Annotated in this window: 16 protein-coding genes and 1 pseudogene; 9 read left to right on the top strand and 8 right to left on the bottom strand. The window is 61.4% G+C overall.

Annotation, left to right across the window (positions count from 1 at the left end):
* Positions 1-30: 30 nt before the first annotated feature.
* On the bottom strand, positions 31-288 hold the full coding sequence (locus EN925_RS07440) for a hypothetical protein (RefSeq protein WP_013531550.1): 258 nt from the start codon (positions 286-288) through the stop codon (positions 31-33).
* Between the two features lie 294 nt (positions 289-582).
* Between EN925_RS07440 and EN925_RS07435 the strand changes: the two genes are divergently transcribed.
* The 4 genes from EN925_RS07435 to EN925_RS07420 all read left to right on the top strand — a co-directional run bounded on the left by EN925_RS07435 (position 583) and on the right by EN925_RS07420 (position 2,470).
* On the top strand, positions 583-777 hold the full coding sequence (locus EN925_RS07435) for a DUF2934 domain-containing protein (RefSeq protein ID WP_032808298.1): 195 nt from the start codon (positions 583-585) through the stop codon (positions 775-777).
* 89 nt (positions 778-866) lie between these two features.
* The gene (locus EN925_RS07430) at positions 867-1,043 is read left to right on the top strand and encodes a hypothetical protein (protein ID WP_013531552.1); all 177 of its coding nucleotides are present in this window, start codon (positions 867-869) and stop codon (positions 1,041-1,043) included.
* Positions 1,040-1,936 (top strand): alpha/beta hydrolase, encoded by an 897-nt coding sequence (locus tag EN925_RS07425; protein WP_127385506.1) that lies wholly within the window; start codon positions 1,040-1,042, stop codon positions 1,934-1,936. The genes EN925_RS07430 and EN925_RS07425 overlap by 4 nt, the downstream gene beginning before the upstream one ends.
* 123 nt (positions 1,937-2,059) lie before the next feature.
* Positions 2,060-2,470 (top strand): DUF427 domain-containing protein, encoded by a 411-nt coding sequence (locus EN925_RS07420; protein WP_013531554.1) that lies wholly within the window; start codon positions 2,060-2,062, stop codon positions 2,468-2,470.
* A gap of 43 nt (positions 2,471-2,513) precedes the next feature.
* On the opposite strand, the gene EN925_RS07415 is transcribed toward EN925_RS07420, so the two are convergent.
* Both EN925_RS07415 and EN925_RS07410 read right to left on the bottom strand, forming a co-directional pair.
* Positions 2,514-2,933, bottom strand: coding sequence for an HD domain-containing protein (locus EN925_RS07415; RefSeq protein WP_013531555.1), 420 nt, complete (start codon positions 2,931-2,933; stop codon positions 2,514-2,516).
* Between the two features lie 24 nt (positions 2,934-2,957).
* On the bottom strand, positions 2,958-3,353 hold the full coding sequence (locus EN925_RS07410) for a GFA family protein (RefSeq protein ID WP_027161657.1): 396 nt from the start codon (positions 3,351-3,353) through the stop codon (positions 2,958-2,960).
* Positions 3,354-3,554: 201 nt separating this feature from the next.
* On the opposite strand from EN925_RS07410, the gene EN925_RS07405 reads away from it, so the two are divergent.
* Together EN925_RS07405 and EN925_RS07400 are read left to right on the top strand one after the other, a co-directional pair.
* Positions 3,555-4,163 (top strand): cysteine hydrolase, encoded by a 609-nt coding sequence (locus EN925_RS07405; protein ID WP_013531556.1) that lies wholly within the window; start codon positions 3,555-3,557, stop codon positions 4,161-4,163.
* Between the two features lie 100 nt (positions 4,164-4,263).
* A complete protein-coding gene (locus EN925_RS07400; protein WP_013531557.1) occupies positions 4,264-5,538 on the top strand; it encodes a DUF763 domain-containing protein in 1,275 nt (424 codons plus the stop codon).
* A gap of 23 nt (positions 5,539-5,561) precedes the next feature.
* Here the strand turns inward: EN925_RS07400 and EN925_RS07395 are convergent, their stop codons facing one another.
* The 5 genes from EN925_RS07395 to EN925_RS07375 form a co-directional block, all read right to left on the bottom strand.
* A complete protein-coding gene (locus tag EN925_RS07395; RefSeq protein ID WP_024505528.1) occupies positions 5,562-6,005 on the bottom strand; it encodes a PPC domain-containing DNA-binding protein in 444 nt (147 codons plus the stop codon).
* Positions 6,006-6,049: 44 nt separating this feature from the next.
* Positions 6,050-6,367 (bottom strand): hypothetical protein, encoded by a 318-nt coding sequence (locus EN925_RS07390; protein WP_013531559.1) that lies wholly within the window; start codon positions 6,365-6,367, stop codon positions 6,050-6,052.
* A 117-nt stretch (positions 6,368-6,484) separates the two neighbouring features.
* Positions 6,485-8,065, bottom strand: a complete 1,581-nt coding sequence (locus EN925_RS07385; protein ID WP_127368666.1) for a DHA2 family efflux MFS transporter permease subunit — start codon at positions 8,063-8,065, stop codon at positions 6,485-6,487.
* A gap of 11 nt (positions 8,066-8,076) precedes the next feature.
* Positions 8,077-9,264 (bottom strand): HlyD family secretion protein, encoded by a 1,188-nt coding sequence (locus EN925_RS07380; RefSeq protein ID WP_127368665.1) that lies wholly within the window; start codon positions 9,262-9,264, stop codon positions 8,077-8,079.
* A gap of 99 nt (positions 9,265-9,363) precedes the next feature.
* Positions 9,364-9,534, bottom strand: coding sequence for a hypothetical protein (locus EN925_RS07375; protein WP_127368664.1), 171 nt, complete (start codon positions 9,532-9,534; stop codon positions 9,364-9,366).
* Between the two features lie 181 nt (positions 9,535-9,715).
* Between EN925_RS07375 and EN925_RS07370 the strand changes: the two genes are divergently transcribed.
* The 3 genes and pseudogenes from EN925_RS07370 to EN925_RS07360 form a co-directional block, all read left to right on the top strand.
* Positions 9,716-10,333, top strand: coding sequence for a (2Fe-2S)-binding protein (locus tag EN925_RS07370; protein ID WP_024505525.1), 618 nt, complete (start codon positions 9,716-9,718; stop codon positions 10,331-10,333).
* 1 nt (position 10,334) lies between these two features.
* Positions 10,335-11,357, top strand: coding sequence for a xanthine dehydrogenase family protein subunit M (locus tag EN925_RS07365; protein ID WP_127368663.1), 1,023 nt, complete (start codon positions 10,335-10,337; stop codon positions 11,355-11,357).
* A 3-nt stretch (positions 11,358-11,360) separates the two neighbouring features.
* Positions 11,361-11,819: pseudogene (locus tag EN925_RS07360) on the top strand (xanthine dehydrogenase family protein molybdopterin-binding subunit); the annotation flags it as partial.

The following is an 11,819-nucleotide window of genomic DNA, read 5'->3' as shown; positions in this document are numbered from 1 at the left end:
CCTCCGGATGGAGCGTTTGATGTCGCAGTGCTAGCGGCGATACCGCACCGGGATTTGCACGACATTCTCCGATCCAGGCAGATCAAAGGCCATGGCCAGCTGACGTACGGAGGCCATCTCCACGATCAGTTCTTCAATCGAAAGGTCTGGCAGGCCGGTCTTCACCCTCTGCCTCACCCTGGCCGCAAGTTCATGAACCCGCACCGGGACGAAAAGCGGGCTGTCGTCCAGCAGCTTGCTGATTTCGATGACCACATCGGCGTCGATGTCTTTCGGCAATTCCCGCATGAGCGTCACCTCCAATCGAAGCAACAGCCCGCCATGTCGATGCGACGGGCGATCCGGCTTTGAGCGCCGGGCAGTGGGATCGGAGAGGGACGTGCTCGGCGCTGGCCGATAGCCTGATTCATAAAACTGCGAGCATAGGTGTGTCACGAAAAAATATCGGTACGAAATTTACCAAGCCGGTCATTCCATGCAATCCACAAGGGCCTTCCCGAAATCCGGCAGCGGCTGTTGCCGACAGAGGAGGAACAAAAAATATGGCCCGGAATTGAGACTGACGAATTGGAGGATCTAGCCATGGACAGCAGGGAAGAAAAGATCAAACGACGGGCCCATGAAATCTGGGAACAAGAGGGCCGGCCGGTAGGCCGCGAGCAGGAGCACTGGGATCGGGCCGTGCAGGAGATCGAAGCTGAGGGTTCGGAGACTGAACGTGGCCCGGTTCTGCCTGACCCGACAGTTGCGGCCGATTCCAATAGCTCGAAGCGTTGATCGGCAATCCCATGGCGTCTTGAGGACCCCGGTCGGGCAACCAAATTGGCGGAACCTCGTTTGCCGGGCATCAACCAGAGGAGGTTTCGATGAAGAGGTTCTTTTCATTCCTGGTCTTGGCCGCTGCCCTTGCGCTCGGCGCCTGCGACAACAACACCGAGCCGATGAAAGCCACCAGCAACAAGAACCCACAGGTTGATCAGGCCGCCAGACCAGGCCCCACGACTGGCGGCGACCAGCCAGCTACGGTGCCTCAGAGCAAATGAACTCCGTCTCACATTGCGACACACCTCTGCTGCGCGTCGCCTATCTCGATGGTGGACCGCAGGACGGCGCCCCGGTTGTCCTGCTGCATGGCTGGCCCGACGACGCGACGACATACGCTCGTATTTCGCCGGTCCTTCATGAAGCTGGCTTCCGGACGTTTTCCCCTTGGTTGCGAGGCTTTGGGCCGACATCGTTCCTGTCGAAAGAAACCATGCGCTCGGGCGAGATTGCCGCGATGGCGCAGGATGTGCTGGATTTTGCAGATGCGCTTGGCATCAGCCGCTTTGCAGTTGTCGGACATGATTGGGGCGCTCGGATATCCTATCTGCTCGCGTCGGTTTTTCCGGACCGCATCAAGTGCTGCGCTGCGCTGTCCCTCGGCTGGCAACCAGGCAAACCAGCAACGCCGACGCCCGAACAGGCGAAAGCATTTTGGTATCAATGGTTCATGGCGACCGCACGGGGCGCCGAGTTCGTACGAAAGAACGGCAAGGAATTCGCCAGGTATCAGTGGGACAGCTGGGGTCCATCAGGCTGGTTCGACGACGCCATTTTCGATGGCGTTGCGAGCTCGTTCGAAAATCCTGACTGGGCGGATGTGACGTTGCATTCCTATCGGGTCCGGTGGGAAGAGGCCGAGCCCGATCCGCGTTATGCCGAACTCGCCCGCCGGCAAGCAACGGTCAAGATCATCACCGTGCCGATCCTGACGCTTCACGGTGGTGACGACCGCGTTGTGTTTGCCCAGTCTTCAGAGGGGCTCGAAGAGCATTTCACCGCGTTCTACAGGCGGGTGGTGCTGGATGGCATCGGACACTTCCCGACGCGTGAGGCTTCTGATCAGGTTTCGCGAATGTTGGCTGCGTTTCTCGATAGCCATGGCAAGCGCTGAAGGAGGGGCGCCATCGACCCCATAGTAAAGACCGGAACCTGACGCATCGCCGCGCATTTCGTCTCCATGCATGACGAACCGAAATGCGGTCTCGCAATCAATCGGCAGCCAGGGAGAATTTGGATGCAAGCTTCAGGCGCAATCTCAAGACACCATGCTGGCCAGTTGGCCATAGAACCGTTTGCGGGCACGGTGACGGTACGATTTTCCGACGCCATAGTCGCTGCCACGGAACGGGCGAAAGTGCTTCAGGAAGAAGGGCATGAGCCCGTGTTCTATATCCCTTTCGAAGACATCTATTTTGACCTTTTCGAAAAAACGAACACCACCAGCCGCTCCCCTTTGAAAGGTACCGCGAGCTACTGGCGCGTCCATGCCGTGGGCAGCTCGGCTGACGATTTCATGTGGGCATACGAGACGCCTGAAACCGCGGCGCGGGCCATTGCACGTCATGGTGCATTCGATCCGGAAAAGGCGCGCATCGATGTCGAGCCCGCGGAGGACAGAAGGCATACGCCCCACGTCACGGAGTAGATTGCCCGTTCTCATCGGCGCGAGCTGAAATTCAAGGCAGCTGCTAACCGCGTGGAAACTCTTCATCAAGGATGCGTAGTGCCTCCTCGTATCTGACGGTTGATGCCCCGGCCTGTCGTGCCTGCCAGATATTGTCCGCCAGATCCGCGCGCTTCACCGGCAGCGCCAATGGATTCGATGCCGCTCGTCGCACGAACGCGAAGTAATCCTCGCCGTCCCTGCGCGACATGGCGTCGACGGCCGACGCGATCGTCGGGCCAAAACCGGCCTCTTCCAACCTGGTCCGGTCCCAGCCTTCGCCCTTTTCCAGGACGTCATGGAGATAGGCGACGACCTTCTGATCCTTGGTTTCGACCGCGTCAACGACACGCCGACAGTGCTCGATATAAGGTCGCCCGGTCTTGTCGCGCTGTGCCGCGTGGACCTCTTCGGCAATCTTGGCCGCCCGGTAAAACATGCTCATCAGGCTTCCCCTTCAGACATGGTTTCACCATCGCTCCTCGGTGTCGTGGTGCGGCAGGTCCATTCCGCAGCAAACCCAGCCAAGTCGCTGCCTCGATCCATAATTGTAGCGCGGCTCCAGGCGAGCTGGATCGTCGAACGTTCCGACATGAAGCGCGATCTCTCCCGGCGATGCGTCATAGGCGAGGCTGAGCGGCGATCCGCAGGCGGAGCAAAACCCCCTGCAGGCAATCGGCGAAGACCTGCGATAGGTCGGCGTCGCATCGGTCCAGGTCACGCTTTGGGAAGGTACCCAGGCCAGAACCGCGAACGCACTGCCGGTCGCTCGCCGGCACATATCACAATGGCAGTAATGCACTCTCGGTTCGCTTCCAACGCGGAAGCGGATCGTGCCGCAGAGACATCCTCCGCTCAGTTCCATTTTGGCGCCCCGGTTGACTTGCGGCTCCAACGCCTCTCGCGCGGTCTCATGCGAGCACCTCCATTCATCACAGCGGAAACGCCGGTCATTTGCGTCGGTTCCTGTTGGCTATCTCAGGAACCAGTGCTTGCGCGCGGCGTTGCGTGTCTTTGCTGGCAAAATGAGGAGTCAGGGAATGCTTGGCCGGTCGGAGACGCACTGATGTCGATGCCGGGGCTGGCATACGGTCCCCTGGGCGATCGATGCATGCATGTCTGCGTGGATATGCAGCGGCTGTTTGCCGAGCCGTCTCAATGGGCAACACCCTGGATCACCCGGGTTCTCCCGCAGATCGAGACGCTGGTCGAAAGACGCGCGCCGCAGACGGTCTTTACACGCTTCCTGCCAGCCAAGAAGCCGGGGCAGGGCGTCGGCACCTGGAAGCGCTATTATGAGCGCTGGGCTTCACAGACGATCGAGACGATCGGGCCTGAAATGACCGAGCTGTTGCCGTCTTTAGCCGGCTACTGCCCGCCAGCGGCGATAATCGACAAGCACATCTACTCGCCCTGGTTCGAAGGGCGCCTCAGAGCCTTCCTGGTGGAGCGCGGCATCGATACGCTCGTCATCACCGGTGGCGAAACGGATGTTTGCGTTCTGGCCACGGTGCTCGGAGCCATCGATTTCGGCTATCGCGTGGTTCTCGTCACGGACGCGCTATGCAGTTCTTCCGATGCAACCCACGACGCACTGCTGACCGTTTACCACCAACGTTTCGCGCAGCAGGTCGAGACGGTTGAGATGGAAACGGTTCTCTCGAACTGGACTTGACGTTCGCCAACTCGGCTCGGCGGAAAGTGTCCATGCTTCCTTGCGCGGTTTGGCTGCCTATCTGTTAAGAGAATAACGGACACCAGAACGGATAGCAGACGTGACGCAACGATCGGGAAGTGCTGATCTTCCACTCCATGGCGGGCGCGTGCCAAAATGGCTCGGTGACCGCATGACGCGTCTTGGCGCCGTGATGTGCGAAGCGATCATTCATCACTATGGTCGAGACGAACTGCTGCGACGGCTGGCGCATCCGTTCTGGTTTCAGTCCTTTGGTGCTGTCATGGGCATGGATTGGCACTCGTCGGGGATCACGACCAGCGTCGTGGGCGCTTTGAAGCGTGGCCTCACGCCGCTTTCCGGCGAGCTCGGCATTCATGTCTGCGGTGGTCGCGGCGCGCATTCGCGAAAAACCCCGCATGAACTCGAAGCCATCGGCCAACGCGTCGGCTTTGACGGAGCGGGCCTGGCCACCGTCAGCCGTCTTGTCGCCAAGGTCGACAGCGCCGCAGTCCAGGACGGTTTCGATCTTTACCTGCATGGTTTCATCGTCACCGATGACGGTCGCTGGGTCGTGGTGCAGCAAGGCATGAACGGTGACAGCAAGGTGGCGCGCCGCTACCATTGGCTCTCCGAGGGGCTCAAGAGTTTTGTCGACCAGCCGCATGCCGCCATCGAGGGCATCAATCAAGGCGAGATCGTCAACCTGACCGACAGGCGCGCTGACGCGTCGCGCCAAGGGCAACTGAACCTTTTGCAGGAGCTCGGACCCGATCGCATCCTGGGCGAGCTTGCGGCATTGGAGCGTTGCGCGGAGCCGAGGCGCCGGCAGGAACCGGAGCAGCCGCTGCTGCCGCATTTGGTCATGCCGGCCCATCATGACGTTCGCGAAAGCGATGTCGTCATGCATCGTCTTCACGGCAATATCGCCGCCGCCGCGGACCGCGGTCCCACCGATTTCGCCGAGCTCCTTCTGGTCCCCGGCGTCGGCGCGCGCACGGTGCGCGCGCTGGCCCTCGTTGCCGAGGTGGTGCATGGCGCGCCTTGCCGCTTTTCCGATCCCGGCCGCTTCTCGCTGGCGCATGGCGGCAAGGACAGGCATCCATTTCCAGTGCCGCTGAAGGTCTATGATGAGACGATCGGGGTTCTGAAGTCGGCCGTGCAAAAGGCAAAGCTCGGTCGCGATGAGGAAATCGGTGCCTTGAGGCGGCTCGACGATCAGTCGCGGCAAGTCGAACGATACGCAACCGGCCCCAGCCTGAAGGAAATTGTCGCGGGAGAATTCGACCAGTCGCATCTGCTTGGCGGGCGCAGCGTGTTCGGGTGGGAAGCGGCCCCGGACACAGCACCTGCTGAGCGGAGCAAGAAGGCCTGAGAACGAGCTAGAGCGGCTGGAGATCAATCGTCCAGATCGATGAGCGCGACACCGAGATCCGGGCGCTTGCTGCGGCGCAGATGGCCGGGCGCTTCCACCAGGGTGATTTCGAGCGTTGGCCGAACGATGCCATCAAGCAGATGTCCACCCCGGGTGGTGCCATCGCTCAATCCCAGCACCGCATGGACGTGCAGGCTGGGCTTATCGTCATCACCCAGTGCGACATCGCCGATCGCGCTCAGAACCTCGCACTGTTCGTCGATAGGGATTTTGCGGTAGGTCTTCGCGTCCGGATCAAACCAGCCCACGGTGGCTTTTTCGAAAGCCCCTATGGCGGTCAGGGACGCGCTGCCGATCTTCTGGTCGACCGCGAAGGCGGTCAGTGCCGCGAACGCTTCTTCGCGCGGGTCGAGCACCAGGACAAATGTCCTTTGTCCGCCGATCTCATTGACGAGCTGCGATTTCATCCCTGTCCTTCCATCGTTCGGCCCCATTGAGCGCCGCCGTCAGATCAATGGGCGCGGTGTTCCGCATTGCGCTTGCGGGTCGCTGCAGCTTTCTTTGCCGATTCCGATCGGCTTGCGGCAGACCGTGATGCCGATGCCTTGCCGCCGCTTTTGCCGCCTTTGTGCGCCGCCGGATGGCCCGTGTGTTTGCCGCGGCCCGAACCGCCTTCCTTCTTGCCACCGCCATCGTCCTTGTTGACGGTTGCCCATGCGCGCCGCTCTGCCTCCTTGTCGGAAACCCCGCGCTTCTCATAACCTTCGGCAATGTGGTCGGCTTTACGCTCCTGCTTGTCAGTGTACTTCGATTTGTCGCCTCGTGGCATGGCCAGCTCCTCCTGTTGAACAAGGGCTGAACGTCGACTCGACGCGCTGGTTCCAACGGAAGTTCGCGAAGCCGAAGCCGCATGGCGGGGCAGCGCCATACACCGCCGCGGCGCGAGCTAACGCTTTTCGGGCCGGGGAGAGCGCAGCAGCAAGGCGAGGGGAACGAGCAGTGCGGTCGCTACCGCGCAATACCGAAAGACATCGATATAGGCGAGCAATGAGGCCTGCCGCGCTATCAACTGTCCTATCCAGCCGACCGCCTGCTGTTTTGCGTCGATCATCGGCGACCCTTGAGCCACGAAGTGCTCGGTCGCCTGACGCAGAACCTGCTGGTAGGTCGGTGACGACTGTGCCGTGTGGCCGACGAGGTTTGCCTGATGGATTTGCGCGTTCTGGGCTATCACTGTGTTGGACAGCGACACGCCGATGCTTCCGCCGATGTTGCGGGCAACGTTGATGAGTGCCGACGCCTGGTTCGTCTGCTGCGGAGCAAGACCGACGTAAGCCGCCGTCGAGATGGGGATGAACAGGAACGGCAAACCGATCATCAGGAAGATGCGCGCGAAAGCAAAGAAGCCGAAACTGACGTCCGGGGTGAGCGATGTCATATGCCAGAGCGCGACAGCGACGACGGACATGCCTGCCATGATCAGGTATTTGGGCTGGACGATGGCGCCGGCAAATCCGGAAATCGGCATAAGCATCAACATTGCGATGCCACCTGGCATCATCGACAGGCCCGACAGGGTGGCCGTATAGTTGAAGGCGGTCTGCTGCAGTTGCGGCATCAACTGGGTGGTGCTGAACAGCACGGCGCCCACTGCCATCATCACCAGGAACGATGTGCCGAACTGGCGGCTGAACAGCAGGCGGACGTCGACGATCGGATCGCGGTGACTGAATTCCCACGGGATCAGCAGCAGAAATGAGACCGCCGAAATCGCCGCGAAGGTCACGATGAAACCTGATGCGAACCAGTCGTTGCGCTGGCCCTCATCGAGAAAGATCTCCAGGCAGCCGAGTGCCGTGGCGACCAGGATGAAACCGACCCAGTCTATTCTGAGGCCGCCCTTCAACCGTTCCTGCCGTTCGCGCTCGAGCACATCAGGCTCGACCACCAGCCACTGCACCAAGGCAAGCGACATGATGCCGAACGGGACATTGATGAAGAATATCCAGTGCCAGGAGAAATGGTCGGTCAGCCAACCGCCGATGGTCGGCCCGACTGTCGGTGCGACGATGACGGCAATGCCGTAAAGAGCAAATGCCTGGGAGCGTTTTTCGGGTGGAAAGGTGTCGGCGAGAATGGATTGTTCGCTGGGTGCCATGCCGCCGCCCCCGAGGCCTTGCAGGATCCTGAAGACGATGAGCATTTCCAGATTGGGCGCCAGGCCGCACAGCAGCGACGCTATGGTGAAGATCGCCACGCAAAGCATGTAGTAACGCTTGCGGCCGATGACGCTGGCCAACCAGCCGCTAACCGGGATGATCACGGAATTCGCGACCAGATAGGTGGTGATCACCCAGGTGCTTTCGTCCATCCCGGCCGCGAGGCTGCCGGCGATGTTGCGCAGCGCCACGTTGGCGATCGAGGTGTCGAGCACCAGCATGAAGGTGGCGATCGAGACGACGACTGCGATCAGCCACGGATTGCGCCCGCCGGCGGCGGACCGGGTTTCGCTCCGTTCACCAGCCATTTCGACGGCGCTCATCTCACCTTGACTGTCGGCACCACCGACAGGCCTGGACCCAGCAGCACGCCCGGCGGTCGGTCGAAGACGATCTTCACGGGCACGCGCTGCACCACCTTGACGAAGTTGCCGGTGGCATTCTCGGCCGGCAGCAGGCTGAAGGCGGTGCCACTGCCCGCCTGGATGCTGTCGACGCGGCCGTGGAAGTTCTTTTCGGGATAGGCGTCGATATCGATGTCGACGGGCTGTCCCGGCCGCATCAGATCAAGCTGGGTCTCCTTGAAATTAGCCTTCACCCAGACCTCGTCGGGAACGAACATCATCAGCACCTGACCAGGCTGGGCGTAGGTGCCCTTGGCGGCCGTGATACTGGTGGCGCGACCGGCGACAGGCGCGGTTATGATGGTGCGCGACAGCATGGTGCGGGCCTGCTCCTGGCTGGCCTTGGCTTGATTGAGCTTTGCTTGCGCGCTCTTGGTCTGTGCTTGCAGAACAGTGACCTGGCTTTTCGCGGCTGCCACGTTTGCTCCGGCGCTGTCGAGGGCGGCCTGGTCCTGGCGCAGGGTAGAAGCGGCCTGTTCCGCCTGCTGTTGGGTGGAGGTTCCCTTGGCCAGCAGCTCACGGTTGCGCTTGTCCTCCGCTTTGGCAAACTCGAGCGCGGCCTGGGCCTGCGCCACCTGCTTCTGTGCCGCATCGATCTTGGCGTTTTGTGCTTCGATCTGTGCACCGACATCGACGATCTCGGCCTGCGCCGAGGCCACACCGGCGTCGGCTTCCGCCAGGCTTGCCTGATAGTCGCTGTCGTCGATGCGCAAGAGCACGTCGCCGGCTTTCACAGACTGGTTGTCGGTGACCGCGACATCGGTGATACGACCCGATATCTCGGCACCGATCGTCACCGTGCGGGCGTCGATGAAAGCATCGTCGGTCGATTCATACTGACGCGCGTCCAGCCACCACAAGACCAGCCCTACGGCAATCAACAGCACTGCGAGCAGGATGGCGATCGATATGTAAGGGTGCCGCCGAGGGAAGCTCAGCAGGCTGGGCTTTGGTTCTCTGGCCTGCTTGTCCTGCTTGTGCTCCTGACCGTCGGCCTGACCGGCGTCTTTCCGGTGTTTTGGCGACGCGTCTGAGGTGGCCCTGCGTGGCGCGGCGTGCGTGTCGCCGGTTTCAGGTTCTTCGGTTTGGGTTTTCGCGTCCACGGGAGAACTTCCAGGAGTTTTGACCGTGGCCAGTCAACGACAACTGGTCGTAAAAGGTTCCTGGCGACCGGGCACGGTTTCGCGCCTGGCGGAATTGGTTCAGCCGATTGCCAACCTGACCACGATGGCCAGGATCACGATACCGACCAAGCCTGCTATGAAGATAACCCGACGCGTGCGCGTTCGCAGGATGATCTCGCCCTGTCTCGCCTGCTCCGCAGAGAACACAGGTCCATTGTCATCGTCCTTGTCATGCCGACCATCGCTCATGATCGCCTCCTTCCGGCCCTTGGCACAAACCGGCTCTTGGCACACAACCATCGCCCGACAGGTGAGGTTCCGGTTACATCGAACCTGCCACAGAAAAAGGAATCACAGGCTCGTGAGGAGGGAACTTTGTCCTCCGCGACTGGTTTGGGCCGCTTGAGACCCAGCCAGCCCGGAGCCAGCCATGTCCGATGCCAAGATGTCCAGTGGCCTGAGCAGACGCATGTTCATGACGGCCTCTGTTTCGGCGGCGGCGGCGATGCCGCTTGTGAATTCCCCGACGAGAGCTGCCCAGCCAGCGTCCGAAAAGCCAGCCGAACCGCGCGACTTGTCGGCGGTTTCAATGCGTATCAACAAACAGACCTACAATCTCGCGCTCGACAATCGAACCAGCCTGCTTGACGCTCTGCGCGACCACGTCGGCCTGACCGGCACCAAGAAAGGTTGCGATCACGGTCAGTGCGGCGCCTGCACGGTTCTGATCGATGGAAAGCGGGTACTGTCCTGCTTGAGCTTTGCCGTCATGAACCAGGGGCGGGAGATCACAACGGTGGAAGGCCTGGCCTCGACGGACGGGGAACTGCATCCGGTCCAGCAGGCCTTCGTCGACCACGATGCCTTTCAATGCGGCTATTGCACACCGGGTCAGATCATGTCCGCCATCGGTTGCATCAACGAAGGCCATGCGGGGTCGGAAGATGACATTCGCGAATATATGAGCGGCAATCTGTGTCGCTGTGCGGCCTATCCCAACATCGTTGCGGCGATCGTCCAGGCGCGCGACGAGATCAGGAGGGCCTAGGATGCGCCCCTTCGTTTATGAAAGACCAACCAGCGTCTCCGCTGCAATCGCCATGGCATCCCGTGTCGATGCCGTGCGCGTTCCGCCAACCGGCGCCGACACGCAATTCATCGCCGGCGGCACCAATCTGGCCGACTACATGAAGCTCGGTGTCGCGCGGCCGGACCGACTGCTTGACCTCAACACTCTTGCCGAGCCAGCCTTGCGGCAGATCAGGATAAACGATGACACGATCCGGTTTGGTGCACTGGTCCGCATGGGTGAAGCAGCCGACAACGATGACGTCCGGCGGCGTTGCCCGGCCCTTGCCGACAGCCTGAAATTCGCCGCCAGCGGTCAGCTTCGCAACATGGCGAGCCTGGGCGGCAATGTGCTGCAACGTACGCGCTGCGAGTATTTTCGAGAGATTTCCTGGCCGTGCAACAAGCGCGAACCCGGCTCCGGTTGCGCTGCGATGGAAGGGTCCAATCGCCAACACGCCGTGCTGGGTACGAGCGATGCCTGCATCGCCACGTATCACGGCGATTTCGCGCAGGCGCTGGTTGCGCTCGATGCCACCGTCGAGATCGAAGGTCCGCGGGGGAGGCGCACGCTTGCATTTGCCAAGCTGCACAAACGGCCGGGCGACACGCCCGACATCGAGACGGATCTCGCCGCCGACGAGCTCATAACCACCATCGAAGTGCGGCTCGAACGGTGGAGCAGCCGGTCGCGCTATCTGAAGATTCGCGATCGCGAATCCTACGCGTTTGCGTTGGCGTCCGCGGCTGTTGCGCTCGACATGGAGGGCGAGACGGTAAGGAGTGCGCGCATTGCGCTTGGTGGTGTGGCGACGGTGCCGTGGCGGGCGCGCGAAGCAGAGGACGCGCTACAGGGCAAAGTGCTTGACGAAGCCGCGGCGCAAGAGGCTGCCGAGGCTGCCTTCGCCGATGCCAGACCGCGCGAGCATAACGCATTCAAGATACCGCTCGGCAAGCGCACGCTGGTGCGGGCGCTGCTCGAAACCCGGGATATGAAGGGCTGAGCCATGAACCAAGCTGCACCCGCCCCCAGGGAAAACCAGGGCGATCCGGTTGTCCGCATTGACGCCCGGCTAAAAGTTACCGGACAGGCCGGCTATCCCGCCGACATCGTCACGGCCAACGTCGCCTACGGTGCCCTTGCCACCAGCAGCATTGCCCGGGGCAAGGTTTCGGGACTTCACACGAAAGACGCCCGGGCCGTACCCGGTGTGCTGGACATCGTCACCTATGACGATATGGACAAGACCGACACGCCGAAATTCGGCAACACCGGCGCAAGTTCGATCGGGCCGTTGCACGACAAGACGGTTTTTCACGACGGTCAGATCATCGCTCTGGTGGTTGCCGAGACCTTCGAGGCGGCGGAGGAAGCCGCAATGTTGATCCGCGCCGACTATGAGGACGAACGGCCCGCCGCCAGCTTTGATTCCAAGGGCGTGAAGATGGAGCCGGCTGCCGGCAAA

It is taken from the genome of Mesorhizobium sp. M7A.F.Ca.US.006.04.2.1 (genome assembly GCF_004022915.1).
Taxonomy (GTDB): Bacteria; Pseudomonadota; Alphaproteobacteria; order Rhizobiales; family Rhizobiaceae; genus Mesorhizobium; species Mesorhizobium ciceri.
This window is presented reverse-complemented; position numbering and strand designations above follow the sequence as displayed.

Bases quoted from the DNA above. Each gene is read 5' to 3' on its own strand.
- EN925_RS07440 (WP_013531550.1), bottom strand. From the start codon at position 288: ATGCGGGAATTGCCGAAAGACATCGACGCCGATGTGGTCATCGAAATC.
- EN925_RS07420 (WP_013531554.1), top strand. From the start codon at position 2,060: ATGCAAGCTTCAGGCGCAATCTCAAGACACCATGCTGGCCAGTTGGCC.
- EN925_RS07405 (WP_013531556.1), top strand. From the start codon at position 3,555: ATGTCGATGCCGGGGCTGGCATACGGTCCCCTGGGCGATCGATGCATG.
- EN925_RS07365 (WP_127368663.1), top strand. From the start codon at position 10,335: ATGCGCCCCTTCGTTTATGAAAGACCAACCAGCGTCTCCGCTGCAATC.
- EN925_RS07390 (WP_013531559.1), bottom strand. From the start codon at position 6,367: ATGCCACGAGGCGACAAATCGAAGTACACTGACAAGCAGGAGCGTAAA.
- EN925_RS07410 (WP_027161657.1), bottom strand. From the start codon at position 3,353: ATGGAACTGAGCGGAGGATGTCTCTGCGGCACGATCCGCTTCCGCGTT.
- EN925_RS07385 (WP_127368666.1), bottom strand. From the start codon at position 8,065: ATGGCTGGTGAACGGAGCGAAACCCGGTCCGCCGCCGGCGGGCGCAAT.
- EN925_RS07425 (WP_127385506.1), top strand. From the start codon at position 1,040: ATGAACTCCGTCTCACATTGCGACACACCTCTGCTGCGCGTCGCCTAT.
- EN925_RS07415 (WP_013531555.1), bottom strand. From the start codon at position 2,933: ATGAGCATGTTTTACCGGGCGGCCAAGATTGCCGAAGAGGTCCACGCG.
- EN925_RS07370 (WP_024505525.1), top strand. From the start codon at position 9,716: ATGTCCGATGCCAAGATGTCCAGTGGCCTGAGCAGACGCATGTTCATG.
- EN925_RS07395 (WP_024505528.1), bottom strand. From the start codon at position 6,005: ATGAAATCGCAGCTCGTCAATGAGATCGGCGGACAAAGGACATTTGTC.
- EN925_RS07375 (WP_127368664.1), bottom strand. From the start codon at position 9,534: ATGAGCGATGGTCGGCATGACAAGGACGATGACAATGGACCTGTGTTC.
- EN925_RS07430 (WP_013531552.1), top strand. From the start codon at position 867: ATGAAGAGGTTCTTTTCATTCCTGGTCTTGGCCGCTGCCCTTGCGCTC.
- EN925_RS07435 (WP_032808298.1), top strand. From the start codon at position 583: ATGGACAGCAGGGAAGAAAAGATCAAACGACGGGCCCATGAAATCTGG.